Below are 25,089 nucleotides of genomic sequence, written 5' to 3'. Positions count from 1 at the left end.
TTGTGCCGGTCTACTCCGCGGCGGCGCCTCCCGACGGCTTCCGGGCCCTCCCCCGCGGCGCCCGCCCGGGATCCGATGGCTGCTCGCGCTCGGACGGAACGTCACTCTGCGTCTCGGCGGAATCGGAGCCGGCGGGTGCGAGCGAGACCACGTCGACCGCCTTCCGCGCCGACTCCAGCACCTCTTCGTCCGGCACCCGGTCCGGCGCGTTCTCCGGATGGTGGCACGCCACCGACTGCCCCGGTCGAAGCGCCACCAACGGCGGCTCGGTCCGGACGCACACATCGGTCGCCTTCCAGCACCGGGTGTGGAAGCGGCAACCCTGCGGTGGCGAGATCGGAGACGGTACGTCCCCCTTGAGCAGGATGCGTTCGCTCTTGGTCCCCCGGCGCCTGGGGTCGGGCACGGGAACCGCCGACAGCAGCGCCTTGGTGTACGGGTGCAGGGGCGTCTCGTAGAGCGAGGTGCGGTCCGCCAGCTCCACGATCTTGCCGAGGTACATGACGGCGATCCGGTCGGACACATGGCGGATCACCGAGAGGTCATGGGCGATGATCACATAGGTGAGACCCAGCTCGTCCTGGAGGTCATCGAGCAGATTGACCACCTGCGCCTGGATGGAGACGTCGAGCGCGGAGACCGGTTCGTCCGCCACCACCAGCTTGGGCTTGAGCGCCAGTGCCCGTGCGATGCCGATGCGCTGGCGCTGACCGCCGGAGAACTCGTGCGGATAGCGGTTGTAGTGCTCGGGGTTGAGACCCACCAGCTCCAGCAGCCGCTGCACCTCCTTCTTGATCCCGCCGTCCGGGGTGATGCCCTGGAGTTTGAAGGGCGCGGAGACGATCGTCCCGATCGTGTGGCGGGGATTGAGCGAGGAGTACGGATCCTGGAAGATCATCTGTACATCGCGCCGCAGGGGTCGCATCGCCCCCACTCCCAGGTGGGTGATGTCGTGCCCCTGGAAGGTGATCCTTCCCGCGGTCGGTTCCAACAGACGGGTGATCAGCCGGCCCATGGTCGACTTGCCGCAGCCGGACTCCCCCACCACTCCCAGGGTCTCTCCCGGCCGCACGTCGAAGGTCAGTCCGTCGACCGCCTGCACGGCCGCGGTCTGCCGCCTGAGCAGCCCCTCCCGAATGGGGAAGTGCTTGACCAGCCCCTCCACGCTCAACAGCGCATCGGAAGCGCTCTGCTGCTGCTGGGGAATCTTCACTTCGTCGCTCACAGCCGGGGCGCAATCTCTTCGGTCCAGATCCGGGTCCGCTGTTCCTGCGGCAGATGGCAGGCGGAGAAGTGCCCGTCGGACACCTGCTGGAGTTCGGGGCGTACGGTGCGCGTCACCTGGTCCTTCGGCAGGTCCGCGTAGGGGCACCGCGGGTGGAAGGCACAGCCTTGCGGAAGGTTGATCAGGCTGGGCGGAGATCCCTTCACGGGTACGAGCCGCTCGGCGTGGTCGCGGTCGATGCGTGGCATGGAACCCAACAGCCCCCAGGTATAGGGGTGTTGGGGCTCATAGAAGACCTGTTCCGCAGGTCCGCGCTCCACACAGCGCCCGCCGTACATGACCAGGATGTCGTCCGCGAGTTCGGCGACCACCCCCAGGTCGTGGGTGATGACGATGACCGCGGAGCCGAACTCCCGCTGGAGATCGCGGATCAGATCGAGGATCTGGGCCTGCACGGTCACGTCGAGCGCGGTGGTCGGCTCGTCGGCGATCAGCAGTTCGGGGTTGTTGACCAGCGCCATCGCGATCATCGCGCGCTGGCGCATCCCACCGGAGAACTCGTGCGGATAGCTGTCCACCCGCTGATCGGGCTGGGGGATGCCGACCCGGTCGAGGAGTTCGATCGCGCGCTTGCGGGCGGTCTTCTTGTCGGTGTCGTGGTGCACCCGGTACGCCTCCACGATCTGGCGACCGATCGTGAAGTAGGGGTGCAGCGCGGACAGCGGGTCCTGGAAGATCATCGCCATGTCCCGGCCGCGGAGCCTACGGACCTCGTCCGGGTCGGCCCCGAGCAGTTCCTTGCCGTCCAACCAGACCTCACCGGAGATCTGCGCCTTGCGGCGGCCGTACTGACCGGCGGTGTGCAGGCCCATGATGCCGAGCGAGGTCACGGACTTCCCGGAGCCGGACTCGCCGACGATGCCGAGCGTCTTGCCCTTCTCCAACCGGAAGCTGAGGCCGTCGACGGACTTCACCAGCCCATCGTCCGTGGGGAAGTGCACGCGCAGATCGCGCACTTCGAGGAAGGCCGTCGGTGCGGGCGAGCCCGCCGCCGCGACCTCGCCGGGGGCCTTGCCGAAAGAGGCGGGCCCTGTGGTGCGGGCGCTGTTCATCCGATCCTCACTCGTGGGTCGACGATGGCGTACAAGAGGTCCACCACGAGGTTCGCGACACAGATGAACAGGGCCGCGAAGAGGGTGACGCCGAGGATCAGCGGAAGGTCCTTGCCCTCGATGGAGTCGATGGCGAGCCGTCCGAGCCCGGGCAGGCTGTAGGTGGACTCGGTGAGCACCGCCCCGCCGAGCAGTGCCCCGAGGTCCAGGCCCAGGAGCGTGAGCACGGGAGTCCACGTGGAGCGCATCGCGTGCCGACCGATGACGACCCGCTCGGTCAGTCCCTTGGCCCGGGCGGTGCGGATGTAGTCCTCGCCCAGGATCTCCAGCATGGTGGCGCGGGTCAGCCTCGCGTACATGGCCGCGTACAGCAGGGCGAGGGTGATCCACGGCAGGATCAGGGTCTGGAACCACTGGGCCGGGTCCTCTTCGACCGGGGCGTACTCACCGCTGATCCAGTCGAGTTGGTAGCTGAAGATCGCGAGTGAGATCAGCCCGGTGAAGTAGATCGGCAGGGAGACACCGGCCAGGGCGACGGTCATGGCCGCCCGGTCCCACAGGGTGCCGCGGCGCAGCGCCGAGACGACGCCCGCCGCCACCCCTCCGACCACCCACAGGACACAGGCCCCGGCGGCGAGCGACAGGGTGACCGGGATGGCCTCGGTCAACTGCGGCCAGACCTCCTGCTCGGTGCGGAAGGAGTATCCGAAGCAGGGCGCCGGGCACTTGGTGACGTCCGAGCCGTTGGTGTACTCGCGCCCGGCGACCAGGCCCTGGAGGAAGTTCCAGAACTGTACGAGCACCGGATCGGACAGCCCGAGCTTCTGTCGGATGCCCTCGATGGCGGCGGGGTCCGTCTGCTTCCCGGCGAAGAGGTACGCCGGATCGGAACCCGCCCACTTCGGGAGTACGAAGAAGATGACGAAGGTCGTCAGGGTGACGACCATCAGCATCATGGCGACGGCGAACAAGCGCCGGATGACGTAAGCAAGCACTGTGCGCGGCCCGGCGACGACCCGGGGCGCCGGAGCAGGCTCCGGCCCTCCAGATCGCCGCCCGAGGCCATCACCTGCCCTTCGGGCTTGGCGGGTTGGGCGATGGTGGGGTGTGACGCTCTCGCGGGGTTGCCGGTGCGGACGGGAGGAGTTGGACGGCCCGTCCGCACCGATGGCGCCGGCGGCTGCCGGCGAGGACCCCTCGTACGGATCGCACGGGCTCACTGACGCCCCGGATCCGCACGAGGGATGCGGACTGCTACTTGACGACGCCCAGCGAGACGTAGTCGTAGCGACCGTTGTACGCGGCCGACGAGTAGGCGTTCGTCAGTCGCGAACTGCGCCAGGTGAAGTTCTTCTCGTAGATGAAGGGCATCTGGACGGCGAGGTCCGCCACCGCGTGGTTCATCTGCTGGTAGATGGTGGCCGCCTTGCCGGGGTCGGTCTCCTTCAGCGCGTCGTCGAAGAACTTGTTGATCTTCGGGTCATTGGTCTCGGAGACGTTGTAGTTGCCGTTCGGGGCGATGAACCGGCCGTCGACCAGCGGCTGGGAGAAGCCCTGCCCGGTCGGGAAGTCCGGGCCCCAGCCCGTCATGACCAGACCCAGTCCGCGCTGCTTCACCACGGCGGGCGAGCCGGTGATGCTGGAGGACTCGGCGCCGTCGATGGACTCCACCTCGGCCTTGATGCCGACGGCCTGGAGGGACTGCTGGAGCGCCTCGGCGGTCTGCACCTCGCCCGGGTTGTTGCTGCGGGCGCTGATGGCGGTGGAGAAGCCGTTCGGCTTGCCGCACGCCTTCAGCGCCGCCTTGGCCTTGGCCGTATCGGGCTTGCCCTTGCGGGCCAGAATGCCGTACGGGTCGTAGTCGTCCGAGCCCTTGATGGACTTCGGCAGCATGTTGGTGGCGATCTCGCCGCCCGCGTCGGGGCCACCGCGCACCGTCTGCATCGACTGGTAGTCGGCGGCGTAGATGACGGCCTTGCGGCACTCGATGTTGTCGAAGGGTGCGACCTTGGTGGCGATGTCGACGTAGCGGATGAAGCTGGTCTCGATGTTGTCGAGGTTGGCCTTGTGCTTGGTGAGCGCCTTGGTGCGGCCCGCCTGGCCCATGCCGGTGGCGTTCAGGTCGAGGTCGTACTCGCCCTTGATCAGCAGCTCGTCGATCGCCTCGATGTTGGAGTTGATCGTGACCGTGATCTTGTCGGGAAGTGCGGCCCTGATCTGGTCGGAGGCCCGCTGCCACTTGTCGTTGCGGACGAGCACCGCCCCCTTCTTGGGGGTGTACGACTCGAACTTGTACGGGCCCGAGGAGAACGGCTTCAACTGGTACTTGCCCGCCGTGTCCTTCTCCTTCTTCACCGGGGAGCCGGACGGCATGGCGAGCATCTGCTCGAAGTCACCGTTGGGGGCGGCCAGGTTGAAGACGATGGTCTTGTCGTCCGGCGTCTGGATCGCCTTCAGCCCCAGCTTGTCCGGGGTGGTGTCCTTGTAGGGGCCCTTGTACTCGCCCTTGGGGTCGAGCACCTGCCGCAGATAGCTGGGCCCGCCGGTGATGACGTCGGTCGCCCAGGTGCGCTGGATGCCGTACTTGATGTCCTTGGAGGTGATCGGCGTGCCGTCCTCCCAGGCGATCCCCTCGCGCAGTCGGTACGTGTACGTCTTGCCGTCGTTGGAGATCTCGCCCTTGGCCTGGGCCAGGTCCGGCACCAGTTCGGCGCTCGCCTGGCCGGGCTTGGGCGCGTAGGAGATCAACTGACGGGCGTAGAACCGGGAGAAGTCCCAGGCCATTCCGTAGTACTGGCGCTGTGGATCGGTGGAGTCGAAGTCCTGTTTGCCGATGAACTTCAGCGTGCCGCCCTGCTTGGTGGACGGATTGGCGATGCCCTTGGCACCGGTGTTGTAGCCGGCCGCCTTGCCGTCGCCCTCACCGTCCTTGGAGCCGCCTCCGCCGCAGGCCGCGGTGGCCGTGAGGGCGGCCACCACCAGCGCCGCTCCGGCAATGCGCTGGGTCCGCGACGAACGTAGGGGTGTCATAGTCCTGCAACCTCCGAGGTAGCGCGGCCCCCGCCGTCTGCCGGGGAACCGTGGGGAGCCGCCTGGCCGCTGTGGCAGGGGCAGTTCAGTTGTCCGCTCAGTTGTCCGCGGCCCGGGCCGGGCCGAAGGCCGCGGGGTGCGTCCTGCGACGCTCTCCCGCGCGGGGAGCCGGGACCGGGGGTGCCGGGCCCGTGGGGCGTGGGGTCAGCGGGACCCCTTGGGGTCGAGCGCGTCCCGTACGCCGTCCCCGAAGAGGTTGAAGGCGAGCACGGTGATGAAGATCGCCATCCCGGGGACGACCATGAACGTCGGATTGGACTCGTAGGTGTCCACCGCCTTGGAGAGCATCTGCCCCCAGGACGCGGTCGGCGGGCGCACACCCGCGCCGAGGTAGCTCAGCGCGGCCTCGGTGAGGATGTTGGTCGGGATCATCAGCGTCGTGTAGACGGTGATCGGAGCCACCAGATTCGGCAGCAACTCCTTGAAGAGCACGTACCGCCGGCCAGCGCCCAGGCTGCGGGCGGCCTCGACGTACTCCTTCTCCCGCAGCGAGAGCGTCTGGCCGCGGACGATGCGACCGATGTAGGGCCATCCGAAGAAGCCGATGACCGCGACCAGGATCGCGATGCGGACGGTGCTTCCGGTCATCCCGAGCAGGTCGTTGGGAAGCACCGAGACCAGACAGATGATGAACAGCAGCTGCGGAAAGGCGAGCAGCATGTCCATCACCCGGCTGATGAGCGAGTCCGCCCAGCCTCCGAAGTACCCCGCGACGATGCCCAGCACGGTACCGAGGAGCACGGCGACCACAGCGGAGAGGAACGCCACGAGCAGGGAGATCCGGGCGCCGTAGATGACGCGGCTGAAGACGTCGCGACCGTTGTTGGGTTCGACTCCCAGGAGATGTTCGGAGCTGATGCCGCCGAACGCGCCGTGCGGAGTGCCGAACAGCGGGTTGATCTTGTCCTGGTGGAACTCGTTTGGCGGGTGCCCGAACAGGCTCACGATCAGCGGCGCGAAGACCGCGGTGAGCACCAGGAGGATGACAACGATGCCGCCTGCCAGGGCGAGCCGATCGCGCTTCAGACGGGACCAGGCGATCTGCCCCAGGGACCGGCCCTGGACCCGGGGGGCGGCGACAGCCGTGACATCGGCGGGCGGGGTTTCCTCCGCTTGCGCACTGGTGCCGTGCAGTGGTGCCGTCATCGTGGTGGGGACCCCTCTCGACCGGCGCTGACCGGCCCGTACCCGCCGCGCTAGCGGCTTCGTTCACAACATCTGGTGCGTGGTGGAGCCGGGGCACGGAAGGCGCGGATGCGACGCTCCGTACGCGAGGGCGAATTTGCCCTTGGAGCGGGAGTCTTCAATGGTCGCGCGATCAGCCGCCAGCCCTCCCGGGGAATGTTTGCTCAAACGTGATGCGCTGGCGTAACCCGTTATCCGGACGTCGGCACCGACTGAGCGGTCCATCAAATCCCATGAATACGCGCATAGTTGGTAGAGATCCCGCCATGTGGACGGAGGGGAGCCATTGGGATGGAGCGGAAGGGAACACCCGAGAGAGCGCTTTCAGGGCAGGTTCGAGCAGCACACCAAGAAGAGGTGGATTGGCTTTGATTCCCCTTATGCCGAGAAAATCACGCCATCAAGGGAGGAAAGGTTTGCGGAAGCGACGATCTGTGAAGGTGTCGTGGACCTGCGGTTAAGCTCCCGCGAAGGTCAAAGCTGAACCGACCGGTCCCGGCCATCTGGTGCAACTCGTTGCGGTCGTGGCACATCGGGATTGGCTGGATCTACGAGGTGGCGAGACGCGCACCACGGGTTCCCCTGACACCGAAAACGTCAGACGTCGGACAGTCCCGGGGAGACCGCGAAAAGAGATCAGGCCAATGCGCTGCCGAGAGGCATGGACCGGCCAACACGCTTCATTCGGGGAAAAGTCCGGGAGCGGATCCGGGACAAAAGCGGCGCCGTGCGCACGCTCGTACGGGTTCCGGCAGACGGCTCAGCGGGCCTGCGGCGGATAGCCGTAGCCGGCGGGGGCGGACCCCGCGCCATGGGCGTCGCGGTCGTAGAAGGGCCGGGCATTGGCCCGCAGCCACATCGTCACCGGGTCGTACTCGTCGGACATGGCGACCGTCGACACCGGCAGGCCGTCGGGCACCGCCGCGATCGACTGCTGCATCATCGCCCGCACCGCGTCCACCGACTGCCTGCTGGTGTCGTACAGATCGAGACCGATGGCGAGGTAGGGAGCGCCCAGCGCGGGTTGCACCCACACCCGGCGCAACGAGCGGATGGGCGCCGTCCGGTGGGCGTTCTGGGAGAGCAGGGCGTAGAAGTGCGGGATCTCGACCGCGGGGTCGGAGAGCCGCAACGGGCCGGCGGGCATCCGGTCGAGACCGGTGGCGATCCGCCGAAGGTCCGGCCAGGGAATACCGACGCCCCCGCCGGGCGCATGGGGGTTGAGCCAGATTCCCGCGCGCCCCGGGTAGAGGGCACGGGCGATGTCGATCCCGCCGACGACCTCGTGGGAGCGGTTCCAGCCGGAGGCGGCCAATTCCTGGGCCGAGGTGACGCAGGGGGCGTAGCCGACGCCGTCGATCTCCATGGAGCCGTACTGCGCGTCGTGGGAGCCCGGGGTGCCCTGCCAGAGCAACATCCAGACCCGCCCCTGTGCAGGGTCGGCCAGTGCCTTCAGCAATCCCTCGTACGCATCGAAGCGTCCGGGGATCACCTGGCGCAGCATGTGCTCGACGTGTCCGGCCGCCGCGGTGCCTGACGCGCTCACCCTGGTCCCCGCCCCTCATCTTCGACTGACGATCCGGCACGGCCTCCGCATCGGCGGGAGGCGGGGCCAGACCTCCAGCTTAATCTGCCCCGCCGACACCGACTTGACCGCGGCGGCTAGTACTCGTCCCGTCGGTAGAACGGACGCACCTTGGTCAGCATCCAGTCGACGACGGGGTCCTGCGTCGCGTCCAGGAGTACGAGGTTGACCGGCCAGCCGACCTGGACCCGGCCCAGTGCCCGACCCAGCGCGTCCAGCGGGGCGCTGTCGGTGGCTTCGAGCACTCCCGGGACCGCGAGTTGGACTCCGATGAAGAGAGCGGGCGGGTCGCCCTCGACGGAGGCGAGCGCCCGTCGTGCGGACAGGACGTCGCCCAGCGCTTGGAACTCGGCGGCTGCCGCGGCCAGGAAGTCGACCGGATCCTCCTGCCAGTCCGGTTCAAACAGTCGCACCCGGCCGCCTGCGGCCGGCCCGTCGAGGTGGGTGCGGCCGGTGCGGCAGAGTTCGGCGACGGCGGGCGGCGGGAAGGGCGCGCCCACCGTGCCCCCGGGGTTGACGGCGATGCCCAACTGGGGGGCGAGCCCGCGGGCGAAGTCCCGGGCGGGGGCGACGGTGAAGGACATATGGCTGCCGACGCAACTGAGGAACTGCTCCTCGGAGCTGAAGACGGGCACGAACGCGGCGCCGTCCAACTCCATCGTGGGGAGGTCGAGGTCACGGCTGTCCGGTGAGCCGCCGTTCGGAAGGGGGACCCACAGGGAACTGCGGCCGAGCACCTCGACCAGCCTGGCGCCCGCGCCGGGGGTGTCCAGGGAGGCGGCGAGTGCCTCTTCCAACTCGTTCGCCGGCCAGCCGCTGGCGTAGGAGTGCGGGTGTACGTGCTCTGGAATGCTCATCTGGTGGCTCTCTCCCCGGCTCGGCCGGTCATCCCACGGCTTGCCCTCAGACCCTAATGCCGAGCGGGCGGTGCGCCGTCCCCATCAGGGAAGAAGCCGGACAGGAAGGCGAAGAAGGCGACCGGTCTCACACCGGCTCCGGCTCCGGCTCCGAGGCCGAACGCGCCCGGCCCCAGCCGTGATCCACGGAACGACGCGACAGCCGCCTGGCCCTAGCCACCGAACGCGGTCGCCCCGCAGCCGCGCTCGACACCCCGACAACGCAGGGGACGCGGCGGACGTGGGAGCCGCAGCGGACGCGGCGGACGGGTGCGACACCGCCTAGCCGGCCGCCTCCATCGCGGTGAACCGCACGCTGGCCAGGCCCGCAGCCGCCGAACGGTCGAGCAGGACGGCCGAGGTGCAGCCGCTCGGGAGCCTCCCGGACTCGGCGTCGGCGATCAACCGGGAGGTGGCGCGCCGATGCCGGGCGAACGCATAGCCGGAGACCCCCCGGCCACGCTCCATCTGCCCCTGCCGGGCCACCTGCGGAGGCACGTCGAGCAGCACCAGGTGGAGGTTGCTGCCGCGCCGGCGCGCCTCCCTGGCCAACCAGCGCCGCACCCACGCCTGTGTACCGCAGTCGTGCACCACCACGCTCTCCCCCGAGCGCAGGGCGCGCCTGAGCCCCGCATAGTGCGAGTAGCGGACGAAGGGGCGGTAGATCGCGTAGGGCAGGAAGCGCGGCATCCGCAGCGCCCAACGGTCCCGGGCGTCCTGCGAGTCGATGCGGCTGCCGCTGGCCGCCCGACGGATCAGGGTCGACTTCCCGCTGCCGGGAAGTCCGGAGACGACGACCACGTCCCCCGCGGCGAAAAGCAGGCTACGGGGACTGCGCCCGGCGCGGTCCCGCAGATCTCGCAGCACCGGCGCGGTCGCCCCCAGGCGTGGTCGGGCGGACGCCTGTGGTCGAGGGGGCACCTGTGGTCGAACGGGCACCCCCGCCGTAGTGGCGTAGGCACTGGAGTGCTGCAACGTCATTACACCCTCCCCCATGTCAGTCACCACACACTTGCCCATGAAGCGTAAAGAAATGGTAATGGGAGGCAAGTTATTTGCCGCTGAGCCGCGCCCCAAAACACGGTCGGGGATCGGACGATGGCCGAAGAACGCGCCTCGACCACGGAAGATCCACGAGCTCCCCGCCCCCCACCGGGCCGAGATGCGTGTAATGATGTGCCCGCCAACTCCATACCGGCCGTTCGAATCCACGCGGGAGAGTCCCGGGCACTATGTGCCGGGCGCCGAAGGAGCAAGTTCCTCCCTTGAATCTCTCAGGCCCCGTACCGCGTGTGATGAGGCAGATCTGAAAAGCGAGCCGCCCCGGCGGCTCCACCCAAGGTGCAAGTCATGACCACCTGAGTGCGTGGTCGTGACGAACCTCTCAGGTTCCGATGACAGATGGGGAGGACCGTCCTCATCGGCCATGCCCTGGGAGCCCCGTCCATGAGCAATACCCCCCGTCGTACTGCCCTCGATGCACTGCATCGTTCGCTGGGCGCGACCATGACCGACTTCGCGGGCTGGGACATGCCCCTGCGGTACGCGAGCGAGCGCGACGAGCACAACGCCGTCCGCACCCGCGCCGGCCTCTTCGACCTCTCGCACATGGGCGAGATCACGATCACGGGTCCCGGGGCCGCCGATCTGCTCGACCACGCGCTGGTGGGGAACATCGGCTCGGTCGCCGTCGGCCGCGCCCGCTACACCATGATCTGCCGCGAGGACGGCGGCATCCTGGACGACCTGATCGTCTACCGGCTCGGGGAGACCGAGTACCTGGTGGTCGCCAACGCCGGGAACGCCCAGGTCGTCCTGGACGCGATCACCGAGCGGGCCGCCGGCTTCGACGCTTCCGTCCGGGACGACCGGGACGCATACGCGCTGCTCGCCATCCAGGGACCGGAGTCCGCGGGCATCCTGAAGTCGGTCACGGACGCCGACCTCGACGGTCTGAAGTACTACGCGGGCCTGCCCGGTACGGTCGCCGGGCATCCCGCCCTGATCGCGCGCACCGGTTACACGGGCGAGGACGGTTTCGAGCTGTTCGTGGCGCCCGAGCACGCCGAGGACCTGTGGCGGGCGCTGACCGGGGCCGGGGAGGCCGCGGGCCTGGTGCCGTGCGGACTCTCCTGCCGCGACACCCTGCGCCTGGAGGCGGGGATGCCGCTGTACGGGCATGAGCTGACGGATGCACTCACCCCCTTCGACGCCGGTCTCGGCCGGGTGGTGAAGTTCGAGAAGACCTCCAACGAGGGGCGCTTCATCGGCCGTGAGGCCCTGGCCGCAGCCGCCGAACGCGCCGAGAGCGCTCCGCCGCGCAAGCTCGTCGGTCTGATCGCCGAGGGCCGCCGGGTCCCGCGCGCCGGCATGTCCGTGGTCGCGGACGGCCGCGTGATCGGCGAGGTGACCTCCGGAGCCCCCTCCCCCACCCTGGGCAAGCCCATCGCCATGGCGTACGTGGACGCGGCCCATGCCGCTGCCGGCACCGCGGGTGTGGGCGTCGACATCCGCGGCACGCACGAGCCGTACGAGGTCGTCGCGCTGCCCTTCTACAAGCGCCAGAAGTGAGCGACGGAAGTAGCGTCGACAACACCCCCCGGGAGCCACTGGGCACCCGGCACGTCCGCCGCCGTCTCGGCAGGTGGCCATCCGTTCACCAGCACGTTCCGCGTACAGGAGAATCCTCGTCATGAGCAACCCCCAGCAGCTGCGCTACAGCAAGGAACACGAGTGGCTGTCGGCCGCCGAGGACGGCGTGTCGACGATCGGCATCACCGAGTTCGCGGCCAATGCACTCGGTGACGTCGTCTTCGCCCAGCTCCCGGCGGTGGGCGACACGGTCACCGCCGGCGAGACCTGCGGCGAACTGGAGTCGACCAAGTCGGTCAGCGATCTGTACTCCCCGGTCACGGGTGAGGTCACGGAGATCAACCAGAACGTCGTGGACGACCCTTCGCTGGTGAACACCGCCCCCTTCGAGGGCGGCTGGCTCTTCAAGGTGCGCGTCAGCGGGGAGCAGGACGAACTGCTCTCGGCCGACGAGTACGCCGCCTTCTCCAGCAGCTGATGGGGCTCCGGCCGACCCGAGCGGTCGGCCGGCTCGCGCAAGTCACCGACCACGACCCCGACAGGGACTTCGAGATGTCGCTTCTCAACACCCCTCTCCACGAGCTGGACCCGGACGTCGCCGCAGCCGTCGACGCCGAGCTCCACCGCCAGCAGTCGACCCTGGAAATGATCGCCTCGGAGAACTTCGCTCCGATCGCGGTGATGGAGGCCCAGGGCTCGGTCCTCACCAACAAGTACGCCGAGGGCTACCCCGGTCGCCGCTACTACGGCGGCTGTGAGCACGTCGACGTCGTCGAGCAGATCGCGATCGACCGCATCAAGGAGCTCTTCGGCGCCGAGCACGCCAATGTGCAGCCCCACTCGGGCGCCCAGGCGAATGCGGCGGCGATGTTCGCGCTGCTCAAGCCGGGCGACACCATCATGGGTCTGAACCTCGCCCACGGCGGGCACCTGACCCACGGAATGAAGATCAACTTCTCCGGCAAGCTCTACAACGTGGTCGCGTACCACGTGGACGCCACCGGCCGGGTCGACATGGCCGAGGTCGAGAAGCTCGCCAAGGAGTCCCAGCCGAAGCTGATCGTCGCCGGCTGGTCGGCCTACCCGCGCCAGCTGGACTTCGCCGCCTTCCGCCGCATCGCGGACGAGGTCGGGGCGTATCTGATGGTCGACATGGCGCACTTCGCCGGTCTGGTCGCGGCCGGTCTGCACCCGAACCCGGTGCCGCACGCCCATGTCGTGACCACGACCACGCACAAGACCCTCGGCGGCCCCCGCGGTGGTGTGATCCTCTCCACCGCCGACCTGGCCAAGAAGATCAATTCCGCGGTCTTCCCCGGTCAGCAGGGCGGCCCGCTGGAGCATGTGATCGCCGCGAAGGCGGTCTCGTTCAAGGTGGCGGCCTCCGACGAGTTCAAGGAGCGCCAGCAGCGCACCTTGGACGGGGCCCGCATCCTCGCCGAGCGACTGATCCAGGACGACGTCACCGAGCACGGTGTCTCCGTGCTCTCCGGCGGTACCGACGTCCATCTGGTCCTGGTCGACCTGCGCAACTCCGAGCTGGACGGCCAGCAGGCCGAGGACCGCCTCCACGAGGTCGGGATCACGGTCAACCGCAACGCCATCCCGAACGACCCCCGGCCGCCGATGGTGACCTCGGGCCTGCGGATCGGCACCCCGGCGCTGGCCACCCGCGGTTTCCAGACGGACGACTTCCGCGAGGTGGCGGACATCATCGCCGCCGCGCTCAAGCCGACCTACGACACCGAGTCCCTGCGGGCCCGGGTGTCCGAGCTCGCCGCGAAGCACCCGCTGTACCCCGGGCTGTAAACAGCCCTGCCCGGAGTTCCGGGGGCACCACGCACACTGGACAGTGAGCGCGGTGCCCCCATCCGTTCCACCGCGTGATCTGCACCACCCCGGCAGACAACGGCGTCTACCAGTCGCACTAGGAGTCCAACGTGGCCATCTCGGTCTTCGACCTGTTCTCGATCGGCATCGGCCCCTCCAGCTCCCATACGGTCGGCCCGATGCGCGCGGCCCGTATGTTCGCGAGGCGACTGAAGAACGAAGGACTCCTCGACCGGACGACAGCCGTGCGCGCCGAGCTCTACGGCTCGCTGGGAGCGACCGGACACGGCCACGGCACCCCCAAGGCCGTACTCCTCGGACTGACCGGCAGCTCACCGCGCACGGTCGACGTGGAGAACGCCGACGAGCAGGTGGAGAAGATCAAGGCCGCCGGCCGGCTGGACCTCCTGGGCACCCACGAGATCCCCTTCGACTTCGACCGCGACCTGATACTCCACCGGCGCAAGACCCTGCCGTACCACGCGAACGGAATGACCGTCTTCGCGTACGACGCCGAGGGCGCGACCGTACTGGAGAAGACGTACTACTCGGTCGGCGGCGGGTTCGTCGTCGACGAGGACGCCGTGGGCCAAGACCGGATCGTGCTCGACGACACCGTATTGAAGTACCCCTTCCGTACCGGCGACGAGTTGCTGCGGCTCACCCAGGAGACGGGTCTGTCGATCTCCGCGCTGATGCTGGAGAACGAGAAGGCGTGGCGCACCGAGGAGGAGATCCGCGAAGGGCTGCTGGAGATCTGGGGCGTCATGCAGGCGTGCGTCTCCCGTGGCATGTCCCGCGAAGGCATCCTGCCCGGTGGACTGCGCGTCCGCCGTCGTGCGGCGAACTCGGCCCGGCAGCTGCGCGCCGAGGGCGACCCGCTCGCCCGGGCGATGGAGTGGATCACCCTCTACGCGATGGCCGTGAACGAGGAGAACGCCGCAGGCGGCCGAGTGGTCACCGCCCCCACGAACGGCGCGGCGGGCATCATCCCCGCGGTGCTGCACTACTACATGAACTTCGTCCCCGGCGCGGACGAAGAGGGCGTGGTCCGCTTTATGCTCTCGGCCGGCGCGATCGGCATGTTGTTCAAGGAGAACGCCTCCATCTCGGGCGCCGAGGTCGGCTGCCAGGGCGAGGTCGGCTCGGCGTGCTCCATGGCGGCGGGAGCCCTGGCGGAAGTGCTGGGCGGCACCCCGGAGCAGGTGGAGAACGCGGCGGAGATCGGCATGGAGCACAATCTCGGCCTGACCTGCGACCCGGTCGGCGGTCTGGTGCAGATCCCCTGCATCGAACGGAACGGCATGGCCGCGGTGAAGGCGGTCACGGCGGCCCGGATGGCGATGCGCGGCGACGGCAGCCACAAGGTCTCCCTGGACAAGGTCATCAAGACCATGAAGGAGACGGGCGCGGACATGTCGGTGAAGTACAAGGAGACGGCGCGGGGCGGGCTCGCGGTGAACATCATCGAGTGCTGAGGCCGTCGTGACGGGTGGGCCCTGACCAGCACTTTTGTGTCTTTCAGCGCTGTCAGGGCCCACCCTGCTTGCACGGTGGAGAGTCCCTGGATCGGCCCTGAGACAGACGTGAAAGTCTCTGAAAAGTCCCTGGGAAGTGGGTTCATGGCTACCCCTTCTGCTCCCGGCGAAGGCCCCGTCCGTCCGGTCTCCGTCTCCCTCCACGAAGGCACGATCGCCGCCCTCAAGGCACGTACCGGCAAGCGAGGCATGTCCGCCTACGTCGAAGCTCTCATCCAGCGCCAGCTTGAGCGGGACCTGCTGCGCGAACTCATCGAAGACGCCGAAGCCGAACACGGCCCGGTGGACCAGGTAGCGGTCGAGACCAAGCGAGCGATCCTCCGCGGTGACATGGCCGACTCGGCGGACGCACCGTGAGCGGGACGCTCGTCCTGAACTGTGAGGGATTGTCCAAACTCGTACGACGCTCCCCTGAAGTCACCGAGTGGCTGGCCGAGGACGAGGACATCCGCGTGGTCACCAGCTCCGTCACTCTGGTCGAAGCACGCGACCCCAAGGTCAACCAAGCCCGCTTCGACTACGCCGTCTCCCGCGTGAACATCGTCCCGCCCACCGAAGCCATCGCCCGCCATGCCAGCAAGCTCCTCGCCGCCGCCGGCCTGCACGGCCACCAGTACGCCCTCGACGCCATCGTGGCCGCCACCGCACTCGCCTCGCCCGCCCCCGTGACCGTACTGACGTCGGACCCCGAGGACCTCCTCGTGCTGTGCCGCCCCGGCGTCCGCATCATCAAGGTCTGACCCTGCGAGGCCGCGCCTCGGTCCATCCCCTTGTGCGGATCGGAGCGCGCGACCCCGAGGTCAACTAGGTCCGCTGCCAACCACCGTCGTCGTGGTCGAGTCCTCGTCGTTCTCCGGGTGGGGGTCCACATTGTCGCCGTCGACCGTCGCCGTGTGGGCGATGGTGGTCGCATCGGGCGCAGCCCTGCCGGTGAGGGCGATGTCGAAGTCGGCACCGTCCGCGAGCGGTCCGCCCGTGCACGTCAGCGTCGTACCAATGATCGTGCAACCCGCCGTCGTCGTGGCCGCATCAGCCAACCCCACCGGAATCGGATCCACCAACGACCAACCCGTCGCATCACTCGGACCATGGTTCGTAACCGTGATCGAGTACTCCACCACACCACCCGCCACCACCGTCGCAGGCCCCGACCGCTCCACCGACAGATCGACGCTCCGAGCCACTTCCGTCGTGGTGGTGTCCTCGTTGTTGCTGAGGTCCGGGTCAAGGTCCTGGCCGTCGACCGTCGCGGTGTTCACGATCGTGGTCGTCGCGTTCCCGGCCGCCCTGCCGGTGAGGGCGATGTCGAAGTCGGCACCATCCGCGAGCGGACCGCCCGTGCACGTCAGCGTCGTACCAATGATCATGCAACCCGCCGTCGTCGTGGCCGCATCAGCCAACCCCACCGGAATCGGATCCACCAACGACCAACCCGTCGCATCACTCGGACCATGATTCGTAACCGTGATCGAGTACTCCACCACACCACCCGCCACCACCGTCGCAGGCCCCGACCGCTCCACCGACAGATCGGCCTGAGGGGTGTGGGGGACGGTGTGGGTGCGGCTGGTTGCGGTGACGGATTCCCCACCGGGGCTGTTGCCGGTTGCCGTTGCGGTGCCGACGATCCCACCGGCGGTCACATCGGCCGCGCTGGTGGTGTGTGTGGCGAGGCAGTTCATGGAGGCGCGGGGGGCCAATACGGTCGGCGGGCAGGTCACGGAGGGTGTGCCCGGGCCGTCGTCCGTCACACCGATGCCGGTGAGTGGGGCCAGCCCGTTGTTGGTGACCCGGGTTGTGTAGTGGATCTCCTGGCCGGCCGTGTCGAACCCGCTCTCGGCTGCCGTCTTCACCACGGCGAGGGAGCGAAGGGGGATCACCACCCGGTCGCCCGTACCGGTGAGTTCGGCGCCGTCGGGTGTGGTTCCGGTGACGGAAGCGGTCGAGGTGATCGTGCCGGAGGCCGCATCGGCTGCGGTGGCGGTTCGGGTCGCCGTGCAGTCGAGCGAAGCGCCGGGCGCGAGGGTGGCCGCTGAGCAGGACACGGTCGATGTGCCGGGGCCGTCGTCGGTGATCGCTACCGCACTCAGGGATGCGGTGCTGTTGTTGGTGACGGTGTGGGTGTAGTGGATCTCCTGACCGACGACGAACGAGGGCTCGGCCGCACTCGTCCGGAGGGAGGGGCCGGGGGCGGTGACGGACAGGGTCGCCGGGGCAGGCGGGTTGAGCCCGGCCGGGGTCACGTATGTCGACGGATGGACGTACGCGGCCTCGCGGGCCGCGGTCACCTCCACAGCCACGGTGCAGAACGGCGCCCCCGTGGCGAGACTGCCGTTCACCAGGGCGATCGAGGCACCGCCTGCCTCTGTGGTGACCGTGCCAGCGCCGCACGTGGTGGCGGTGTTCGGCGTCGGCGCGACCACCACCCCGACAGGGAGCGCGTCCTGGAATCCGAAGCCGTTCTTGGCCGCCAGATCGGTGGTGTTGGTGATGGTGAACGTCAGACGCGAAGTGCCGTTCGCGGAGATCGTGGCCGGGTTGAACTCCATGTCCAACCGCGGTGTCGCATCGAGGATCCGGATGTTGTCGTACGAGTGGTCGTTGCCGAGCCCGCTGCCGTTGGCATTGACCATCTTGATGCCGAGCGAAGACCCCGAGAACAGGACGGAGCCGTTGCTCGGGAATGACCCGGCTCTGATGCGGTCACCGGCGGCGCCGGGGTGGGTCTGCGCCCTGGCGTCGGTGCAGGGATCGATCGGCGAGCTGAATACCGGAACGTCCCGCCCGTCACCGGTCAGATGGAACTCCAGCAACGGCGCGGACGCCGTGCAGCCGCTTGCCGCGACATCGACCGAGAAGGTGATGAAGCGGCCGGTGAGGGCGAGGGGAACAGGGGTTCGCGTCTGGAACTCGACCTTGTTCGCGCCCGGGTCGGTGGTGTCCGTGTACGCGGAGACCACATGGTTGAGCGAAGGGTCGGCCGCCCCGTCCACCTGGCCCAGTACCTTCGCCTGGCCCTTCAAGACCGTCATGCCCCTGGCGTTCCGGGCCTCGCAGGCGGGCTGGTTGCCACCCGCTTGATTGAGCACGATGCCGTTGCAGTCGGCCGGCTCCAGCCAGGCGGGATCAGCGGTGTACGTCTGGTTCAGCGGCGGCGCGCCCTGGTGCGAGGGCAGGAGGATCGGGGTCTTCCCCGTGTTCTTCTCGAAATCCTCGAAGTAGAGCACGGACGGCGGCTGAGGCACCCCGGGCGTAGGGGGAACCGTCGCATGAGCGGCCGGCACGGCGAGGTTCATCGCCACTGCCTGGGCACCCAGAACCACAGCGGAGACGGCCAGCACTTTCAGACGCAGACCACCGGAACATCCACGCATCGAAGGTGCGCTCCATTCGCTCGCATGACCACTTCACCGGAATGTGCGGTCAGTTTGCGCATGGTGTAGCGAAATGATTTACGGATGAATGCAAGTGCTCTCGGACATGCCGCAGAAGCACTCGGACGGCCCCCGTCCAAGCATCTGGAAGCCGTGACGCGGCAGCTGTGCACCGGAGGCGTCAGCGGTGGGTGCGTCAGCGGTGGGTGCGTCAGCGGTGGGTGCGTCAGCGGTGGGGCGGGCTCGGATCGAGGAGCCTGCCCCACCGGCCGTCGGACGATCCGGGGGTCACAGCCCGCCGGTGTGGAGCAGCCTGTTGGGCGAAGCCGCGCTGATGGGGCTGATCACGTCCTCCGTGGCGTTGTCGGTGAGCCAGAGGCTGACGTCCTGCGGCGCGGCTGCCGGGTAGTACTCCTTCAGCAGGGCCGCGACCCCGGCGACATGGGGGCTGGCCATGGACGTTCCGTTGAGCGCGACATAGCCGCCGCCGAGCTGAGCGGAGATGATGTCCACACCGGGGGCGTACGCCTCCAGGCAGGTGCCGTAGTTGCTGAAGCGGGCCTGCTGGTCCGAGCTGTTGGTCGCCCCCACCGTGAAGACGTCAGCTGCGCGGGCGGGTGAGACCCTGCAGGCGTCCTGTGCTTCATTGCCCGCGGCGACGACCGGCAGCACCCCCCGCGCGGCCACCTCGTTGGCGGCCTCGTCGAGCGCCGGGGAGGAACCGCCGCCGAGCGAGGCGTTGAGGACGGCCGGATGGCGGGCGTTCTCGGCGACCCAGTCGAAGCCTGCGATGACTCCGGCCAGGGTCCCGCCGTCCTCACAGCCCAGCACCCGGACCGCGACCAGGGAGACATCCGGGGCAACACCGTAGGTGGCGCCGCCGACCGTGCCCGCGACATGGGTGCCGTGGCCCGCGCAGTCCTGTCCGTCCTGCCCGTCCCCGATGGCGTCGAAGCCGACCGACGCCCGGCCCTCGAACTCCTCGTGTGCGGTCTCGATGCCGGTGTCGACGATGTACGCCGTCACTCCGCTACCGGTGGCAACGGCGTCGAACTGACCGTCGAGCGGCAGATTCCGCTGGTCGATCCGGTCCAACCCCCAACTCGCCGCCGGCACCATGCTTCGCCGGGGGCGGTGGTTGGCCAGTTGGGCTCCCGCCTTCGCCGACCCGATGGGCTGGACCAGGTTGATCTTCGCGTTCTCCTCGATGGCCCGCACGGCGGGCAGGGAGCGCGCGGCGGCGAGTTGGGTGGGAGAGAGCCGGGCGGCGAAGCCATGCAGGGCGGAGTCGTAGGTGAACATCGCCTTCACCCCGAGTCTGCGCAGCACACCGTCGGGGGCGTGATCGGGGTTCAGGCTCACGATGTACTGGCCCGGGATGGCCTGGGCGGAGCGCTCGATCGACACGGGACCGTCCTCCGTACCGGCCACGGCATCGGTCCCCCCGATGAGCAGGGGGGCGAGTAGCAAGAGGGCGATTGATGCCCGGCGTGCGCGCAGGCGCATGCGGTGCTCCTAGAGGTCTGGGACAAAACGGCTCGCATAGCGGCCGACCTGCGAGAGGCCAGCATGTTTGGTTTCGTCCGTGCCACACAGGACTTGAGGAACGTGCACCGAATGGACCAGCGCCCGTGCGAGGGGTGCGCCCTTGCGCGCCCTCGGCCGCCGGTCGAGTGAGCCGGCTCGGTTCAGCGCATGCTCAGCCACTGGGGGTCGGGGACGACCGTCAGCATCGCCGAGACAACGATGGCGATGGCGAGGACGGCGAGTTCCACCCGGGCGGGGAGCACGGCATCGGGGCGGGCGCGCACCATCCGGTGGCGAGCGACCAGTGCCAGCGCGCACGCCACCACCACCAGGGCCACCTTGGCCATGAGGACCTTGCCGTACGCCGTGTCGAAGACGACGTCGGGGGGCAGCCGCCGCAGGGTCGAGAGGGTGCCGGTGACGGCGAGGACGGCCAGGAGCCAGACGGCCAGACGTGCATAGCGGGCGAGGACGGCGGTGGTGTCCGCACGGTTGGGTCTGCGCAGTCTGAGTGCGCGGAGCACATGGAGCAGCCCCCCGACCCACAGGGATGCGGCCGTCAGATGACAGACGGTCAGGGCGGCACCGAATTCGGGGCTGTAGGGCTCGGGGTGGGCACGGATCGCCTCTGCGACGATCACCAGCGCCAGGGGCAGCGCGGCAAGGGCGGGGCGGCGCAGGGCGATACAGCCGGCAGCGGCGAGGAAACCATTCGCCATGATCAGCAGAAGCTGTCCCTCACGGGTGCCGTACGCCGTGGTCATGTCGATGTCGCTCACCAGCGCGAGCCGGACGATCTGGCCGGCGGCTCCTGCTGCTCCCGCCAGCGCGGCGGCCGTGGACCAGGAGCGCGGCTGCCCTCCTCGGCTGGCCAGACGTGCTCCGACCAACTCTCCGAGGTGGATCGCGAGGGCCACAAAGACGACGGCGCGCAGCAGCGTGGCCGTACCGGCCGCGGGGATGGGCAGTTCGCCGGTGCCGCGCATGGCGAAGCGGGTGCCGAAGTAGGCGATGGCCAGGGCGGTGAGGACGAGGGCCGCCGTCAGCACGGCGGTCCGGCCGCCCCGGTGGGGCAGTCCGTCGTCGGACACGGCAGCGGAGGAACTCACGTCTGGATCATTACGAGCGTGCGGATACATGGCGGACCGGCCGGTTCACAGCCCCCGGAGACGAGCGGGCCGGGGGCAGTCTCCCCGACCAACTCGCCGGGGAGCCGCTCCCCTACGTCAGGCCGGTTCCCCCGCGGGCTTGCTGCCCTTGTTCAGCGAGTCCCAGAACTCTTCCCAGGTCAGCTCGCCGTCACCGTTGGTGTCCTTGGTCTTGATGACCGCTTCGGCAACGGTCTCGGTGACGTTGAAGTCGCCCAGCTGCGCCATCACGCTCTTGTACTCCGACGCCGTGATCCGACCATCCCCGTTGATGTCGTACCGGTCGAACGCCCTGCGCGCCGCTTCGATGTCCGCCACTGCTTTGCCCCTCCTACACGTGCACGTTCGCACTACTGATGTAGATCAGATTATCCGCAGCCCGGAGCACGGCTCCCCGGGGCGGTCCGCGACGACGGGTCGATGAACGGTGGAACGTCCTGCGGGGCGTACGGAACGGGCCTGGCCGGACTCATTCCGCCGCGGCGCGAGAGGGCACCTGCGCGGACGGAAGGAGGGCGGAGGGAGGACGGAGGGAGGATGGTGATCGGGCAGCCGAACCCCAGGGACTGCGGTGTCCCGCGACCGCCGGGCGGGGGCTCGGTGTCGCCCTGGCACGGGCGGCCCGGCAGTGGGGCCGGGCGGTTCGGTATGAGCGCAGTTGGCGCCGGAGAACGCCCGCAGTGCACGGACGTTCCCACGGGAGGGCTTCGCACCGGTCGCCGTGGAAGCCCTCTACTCCTCCGGCTGAGGCGCCGAGCGGCTCAGAACGCCTTGCGCCAGGGCTCGTAGTGCGGGTTGTCCAGACACTCGTTCATGATCTCGGTCTTGGTCGTCAGATCGACCGGGCAGACCCCGACGATGAACTCCCGCGCCACACCACCGGGGAAGGCGACCTCGACCTGGCTCGCGTATTTGTGGGTGTCCCCGATCGTCTTGTTCACATCGACGCCTCCGGGTGCGTCGATGTAGTAGTTCCAGGGACTCTTCCACGACTTGTAGAGGTCATGGTTGTACGTCGTCGAGACATAGGGAGAGGGCTGGTTGGCCAGGACATAGCTCTCGATGTCGTACTGCCCGTCCAGGGGTGCCTTGGGGTGGAAGCCCTGGTCGAAGATGATCTCGGGGCCACGGCCGTCGGCGCGGTAGAGCTGGTTGCAGTTGACCCGCCAGGACGGGTCCGGGGTGATGCGGTCGATGTCCACCCGCAGGTCGGCTGCGGCGTAGAGCCGGTCCGCGACGACGGGACAGGAGCCCGCGGGCGCGGCCTTCACAGCGGTGGTCATGACGACCGGTACCGCGGCCGGCGCGGCGGCCGGGGCAGGGGAGGCCGCGGAGGTGCTCGCGGCGGGGATCAGTGCGGCCGACAGGGAGAGGACAAGGACGGCGGCGCGGCGCCGCAGACGAGTGGTGATCATGAGGGTCACCCTGTCGGCCGTATGACGTCGCGGCGGGGAACGTCACCCACAAGTGGGCGGGTCGGCATACGGGGGTGACGTCGTGGACGAGGGTGCCGTTGTGCGGCAGGGCGTTCGGCGGCTACTAGGGGCCCGCCCGGATGGGGTGCGGACTGGTGGGGTGGGAGCGGCTCGGGGGACGCCCCCACCCCACCAGCGAACCTGCCGATCAGCGGAGAGTCAGCGAAGGATCAGCGGAAGACTCCCGTATGGCCGAGGGAGTAGCGCCCCGGCTGGGGGTAGACGGCAAGGCCGTGCGGACCGCCGCCGACCGGGATGCGCGCGAGTTGCTTACCGGTCTTGGTGTCGATCGCATAGACCTCGGAGTCGTAGCGTCCCGACAGCCAGAGCACCTTTCCGTCGGCCGAGACCCCGCCCATGTCGGGACTGCCGCCGTCGGGGAGCCACCACTTCTTCGTCAGCTTGTTCTGTGCGAAGCCGAAGACGGAGACCGATCCCTCGCCCCGGTTGGGGATGTACATCTCGCGCGAGTCCCGGCTGACGTACAGCCCGTGTGCACCCTTCCCGGTGGCCATCAGCTCGGGGGTGGTGAACTTCTCGCCGTCGAGGACCCAGACTCCGTGGGCCATCATGTCGGCGATGTAGAAGGTCTTGCCGTCCGGCGAAATCTTCACGTCCTGGGGCATCGCGCCCTTGAACGGCAGCTTCTGCTGTCCGACGACCTCCATCTTCTCCGTGTCCACCTTGAGGAGTTCACCGGAGAACTCGCAGGAGACCACGAAGTACCGGCCGTCCGCGGAGAAGTCGGCGTGGTTGACCCCGTAGCAGGTCACCGGGACGGTCTTCTTACGATCCATGGTCTGGGGGTCGCGGAAGACGAGCTCTCGATCCAGCGAGGCCATGACGACGGCGTACTTGCCGTTGGGGGTGAAGTAGAGGTTGTAGGGGTCGTGCACCTCGACCGCCTTGCCCGCCTTCCCGGTCGCCGGGTCGATCGGGGTGAGCGTGTGGCCGCGGTTGTTGTTGACCCAGAGCGTCTTGAGGTCCCAGGAGGGGACGACGTGCTGCGGCTGCACTCCGACGGGGATGGTCTCGACGACCTTGTACGTGGTGGGGTCGATCACCGAGACGGTGTTGGAGTTGGTGTTGGGGACGTACACCCGGGAGGGGAACTTGCGCACCACCGGCGAGAGCTTGCCCGGGCGGTCGGCCGCGTAGATGTCCTTCGGGTCGAGGACAGGTGGCATGCCCGGCAGCCCGGCGGGGACGGCCTTCGTGGGTGCGACGGGAGGCGCGGCCTTGGTGCGGTTGGCCGCGGCCTTGGCCCTCTCCGCCTCGGTGCCGCTCGCCGCGGTCTCGGTGTGGTCGCTGCCGCATCCGGCGAGCAGGGCGATCAGCGCCCCGGCGACGAGGGTTGCGGTGCGTCGGGTGACTCTCAGGGGGGTGGTTGTCGGATGCATCAGCTCAGCAGCTCCGTGGTGGTCACCGCACGCAGTCCGCGGCGGTCGAGATCGTCGAGGAGGGCGGGCAGTGCGGCGACCGTGTCCGCGTAGCCGAAGTGGAGGCTCACCACCGATCCGCGCCGGATCTGCCCGGTGACGGTACGGGTCACGGCCGTGGCCCCGGGCGAGGTGGAGTCCAGGGAGTCGAGGTCGTACGAGAGGACGTGGGGGTATCCGGCCCGCTGGGCGAGTCGGGTGATGAGCGGGGTGGAGTGCTGGGTGCGCGAGGGTCGGAACCAGCTGCCGATGGAACCGGTCAGGGCGCGCAGCCTTCGGGCGCATCGGACGATCTCCGCCTGGGCATCTGCCTCGTCCATGTCGGTGATGGTGAGGTGGCTCTGGGTGTGGTTGCCCAGATCGTGGCCGCCGTCCAGGATCCGGCGAGCGAGGTCGGGGTGTTGGTCGAGCCAACTGCCCACGGCGAGAACGGTGATCCGGGCACCGGCCCGTTCGGCTTCGGCGAGCACCGCCCGCGCGGTGGCCGGATCGCCGTGGCCGTGGAAGGTGAGGGCGACCCGATCGCGATCGCGCGGGCCGTGGGTGATCTCAGCCGGTTGCCCGGGGAAGCGGCGGGCCGTGGGCGCGGTCCGGGCATGCGGGCCCCCGGAGGGAGCGGCCGGGCGGGGCGTCTCGGGGGGCGGGGCGGCAGGCTGCCGGGAGCCGGTCGACGCCGGCCCCGTACCGGCACAGCCGGTGGCGAGGGCGCCCGCGACGGCGGCCCCGGCTCCCGTGCGCAGGGCGCGGCGGCGGTCGATCGAGGTCACGGAAGAGCACAGTAGGGGCGAAGTGGGTAAAAAATGACGATTGCCCTAATTTGCCGCCACTGCGGGTCGCCTCGCCACGCAAGAGCAGATCAAGGAAACATCCCCCACAGGCCATACTTATCCGCTATTTACCAGGCAGCGGAACCACTTCACCTATAGATCCTGTGAGATATAGGCATTTTTACACCATATGGGCGATGCAAGATTTTGGCGTACCCGGCTCTTCTGTCATAGTCGAGGCACGACCCCCTTTTGACCCGGGCCAGGTCGTCATCAGCGGCCGTGGAGACACCCCCCATTCCGCGG

21 protein-coding genes and 1 riboswitch are annotated in these 25,089 nt (G+C 68.8%); of the genes, 6 read left to right on the top strand and 15 right to left on the bottom strand.

What is annotated here, in order from left to right:
* Positions 1 to 10: 10 nt before the first annotated feature.
* The 8 genes from OID54_RS26805 to OID54_RS26770 form a co-directional block, all read right to left on the bottom strand.
* The gene (locus OID54_RS26805) at positions 11 to 1,225 is read right to left on the bottom strand and encodes an ABC transporter ATP-binding protein (RefSeq protein ID WP_329023555.1); all 1,215 of its coding nucleotides are present in this window, start codon (positions 1,223 to 1,225) and stop codon (positions 11 to 13) included.
* Positions 1,222 to 2,337 carry an ABC transporter ATP-binding protein gene (locus tag OID54_RS26800; RefSeq protein WP_329023553.1) on the bottom strand — a complete coding sequence of 372 codons (1,116 nt, stop codon included), beginning with the start codon at positions 2,335 to 2,337 and terminating at the stop codon, positions 1,222 to 1,224. The genes OID54_RS26805 and OID54_RS26800 overlap by 4 nt, the downstream gene beginning before the upstream one ends.
* Positions 2,334 to 3,332 carry an ABC transporter permease gene (locus tag OID54_RS26795; RefSeq protein WP_329023550.1) on the bottom strand — a complete coding sequence of 333 codons (999 nt, stop codon included), beginning with the start codon at positions 3,330 to 3,332 and terminating at the stop codon, positions 2,334 to 2,336. The genes OID54_RS26800 and OID54_RS26795 overlap by 4 nt, the downstream gene beginning before the upstream one ends.
* Positions 3,333 to 3,591: 259 nt before the next feature.
* Positions 3,592 to 5,367 carry an ABC transporter substrate-binding protein gene (locus tag OID54_RS26790; protein ID WP_329023548.1) on the bottom strand — a complete coding sequence of 592 codons (1,776 nt, stop codon included), beginning with the start codon at positions 5,365 to 5,367 and terminating at the stop codon, positions 3,592 to 3,594.
* Positions 5,368 to 5,571: 204 nt separating this feature from the next.
* Positions 5,572 to 6,573, bottom strand: a complete 1,002-nt coding sequence (locus tag OID54_RS26785; protein ID WP_329023546.1) for an ABC transporter permease — start codon at positions 6,571 to 6,573, stop codon at positions 5,572 to 5,574.
* Between the two features lie 799 nt (positions 6,574 to 7,372).
* A complete protein-coding gene (locus OID54_RS26780) occupies positions 7,373 to 8,158 on the bottom strand; it encodes an enhanced serine sensitivity protein SseB C-terminal domain-containing protein (protein WP_329023544.1) in 786 nt (261 codons plus the stop codon).
* A 116-nt stretch (positions 8,159 to 8,274) separates the two neighbouring features.
* The gene (locus OID54_RS26775; protein ID WP_329023542.1) at positions 8,275 to 9,054 is read right to left on the bottom strand and encodes an enhanced serine sensitivity protein SseB; all 780 of its coding nucleotides are present in this window, start codon (positions 9,052 to 9,054) and stop codon (positions 8,275 to 8,277) included.
* A gap of 321 nt (positions 9,055 to 9,375) precedes the next feature.
* Positions 9,376 to 10,074 carry an AAA family ATPase gene (locus OID54_RS26770; protein WP_329023540.1) on the bottom strand — a complete coding sequence of 233 codons (699 nt, stop codon included), beginning with the start codon at positions 10,072 to 10,074 and terminating at the stop codon, positions 9,376 to 9,378.
* A gap of 222 nt (positions 10,075 to 10,296) precedes the next feature.
* Positions 10,297 to 10,392, top strand: a riboswitch (glycine riboswitch).
* 147 nt (positions 10,393 to 10,539) lie between these two features.
* Here OID54_RS26770 and gcvT point away from each other — a divergent pair.
* The 6 genes from gcvT (at position 10,540) to OID54_RS26740 (ending at position 15,793) form a co-directional block, all read left to right on the top strand.
* The gene (gene gcvT, locus OID54_RS26765; protein ID WP_329023538.1) at positions 10,540 to 11,664 is read left to right on the top strand and encodes a glycine cleavage system aminomethyltransferase GcvT; all 1,125 of its coding nucleotides are present in this window, start codon (positions 10,540 to 10,542) and stop codon (positions 11,662 to 11,664) included.
* Between the two features lie 121 nt (positions 11,665 to 11,785).
* A complete protein-coding gene (gcvH, locus tag OID54_RS26760; protein WP_329023537.1) occupies positions 11,786 to 12,163 on the top strand; it encodes a glycine cleavage system protein GcvH in 378 nt (125 codons plus the stop codon).
* A 74-nt stretch (positions 12,164 to 12,237) separates the two neighbouring features.
* Complete coding sequence (glyA, locus tag OID54_RS26755) at positions 12,238 to 13,494, top strand: serine hydroxymethyltransferase (protein WP_329023535.1); 1,257 nt, start codon at positions 12,238 to 12,240, stop codon at positions 13,492 to 13,494.
* 131 nt (positions 13,495 to 13,625) lie between these two features.
* A complete protein-coding gene (locus tag OID54_RS26750) occupies positions 13,626 to 14,993 on the top strand; it encodes an L-serine ammonia-lyase (RefSeq protein WP_329023533.1) in 1,368 nt (455 codons plus the stop codon).
* A 144-nt stretch (positions 14,994 to 15,137) separates the two neighbouring features.
* Positions 15,138 to 15,410 carry a hypothetical protein gene (locus tag OID54_RS26745; protein ID WP_329023532.1) on the top strand — a complete coding sequence of 91 codons (273 nt, stop codon included), beginning with the start codon at positions 15,138 to 15,140 and terminating at the stop codon, positions 15,408 to 15,410.
* Positions 15,407 to 15,793, top strand: a complete 387-nt coding sequence (locus tag OID54_RS26740) for a type II toxin-antitoxin system VapC family toxin (protein ID WP_329023530.1) — start codon at positions 15,407 to 15,409, stop codon at positions 15,791 to 15,793. The genes OID54_RS26745 and OID54_RS26740 overlap by 4 nt, the downstream gene beginning before the upstream one ends.
* A 60-nt stretch (positions 15,794 to 15,853) precedes the next feature.
* Here OID54_RS26740 and OID54_RS26735 read toward each other — a convergent pair whose 3' ends face one another.
* The 7 genes from OID54_RS26735 to OID54_RS26705 form a co-directional block, all read right to left on the bottom strand.
* Positions 15,854 to 18,427, bottom strand: coding sequence for a DUF11 domain-containing protein (locus OID54_RS26735; protein WP_329023528.1), 2,574 nt, complete (start codon positions 18,425 to 18,427; stop codon positions 15,854 to 15,856).
* Between the two features lie 288 nt (positions 18,428 to 18,715).
* Positions 18,716 to 19,933 (bottom strand): S8 family peptidase, encoded by a 1,218-nt coding sequence (locus OID54_RS26730; RefSeq protein ID WP_329023526.1) that lies wholly within the window; start codon positions 19,931 to 19,933, stop codon positions 18,716 to 18,718.
* A gap of 182 nt (positions 19,934 to 20,115) precedes the next feature.
* Positions 20,116 to 21,063: a CopD family protein gene (locus OID54_RS26725; RefSeq protein WP_329023525.1), complete on the bottom strand. Its 948-nt coding sequence runs from the start codon at positions 21,061 to 21,063 to the stop codon at positions 20,116 to 20,118.
* Positions 21,064 to 21,180: 117 nt separating this feature from the next.
* The gene (locus OID54_RS26720; RefSeq protein ID WP_329023524.1) at positions 21,181 to 21,420 is read right to left on the bottom strand and encodes an EF-hand domain-containing protein; all 240 of its coding nucleotides are present in this window, start codon (positions 21,418 to 21,420) and stop codon (positions 21,181 to 21,183) included.
* Positions 21,421 to 21,863: 443 nt separating this feature from the next.
* On the bottom strand, positions 21,864 to 22,517 hold the full coding sequence (locus tag OID54_RS26715) for an ADP-ribosyltransferase (protein ID WP_329023522.1): 654 nt from the start codon (positions 22,515 to 22,517) through the stop codon (positions 21,864 to 21,866).
* A gap of 230 nt (positions 22,518 to 22,747) precedes the next feature.
* Positions 22,748 to 23,977 (bottom strand): YncE family protein, encoded by a 1,230-nt coding sequence (locus tag OID54_RS26710; RefSeq protein ID WP_329023520.1) that lies wholly within the window; start codon positions 23,975 to 23,977, stop codon positions 22,748 to 22,750.
* Positions 23,977 to 24,783, bottom strand: coding sequence for a polysaccharide deacetylase family protein (locus tag OID54_RS26705; RefSeq protein ID WP_329023518.1), 807 nt, complete (start codon positions 24,781 to 24,783; stop codon positions 23,977 to 23,979). Before OID54_RS26705 ends, OID54_RS26710 begins: the two co-directional genes overlap by 1 nt.
* Between the last annotated feature and the right edge of the window lie 306 nt (positions 24,784 to 25,089).

Origin of the sequence: Streptomyces sp. NBC_00690 (genome assembly GCF_036226685.1) — a bacterium.
Taxonomy (GTDB): Bacteria; Actinomycetota; Actinomycetes; order Streptomycetales; family Streptomycetaceae; genus Streptomyces.
This window is presented reverse-complemented; position numbering and strand designations above follow the sequence as displayed.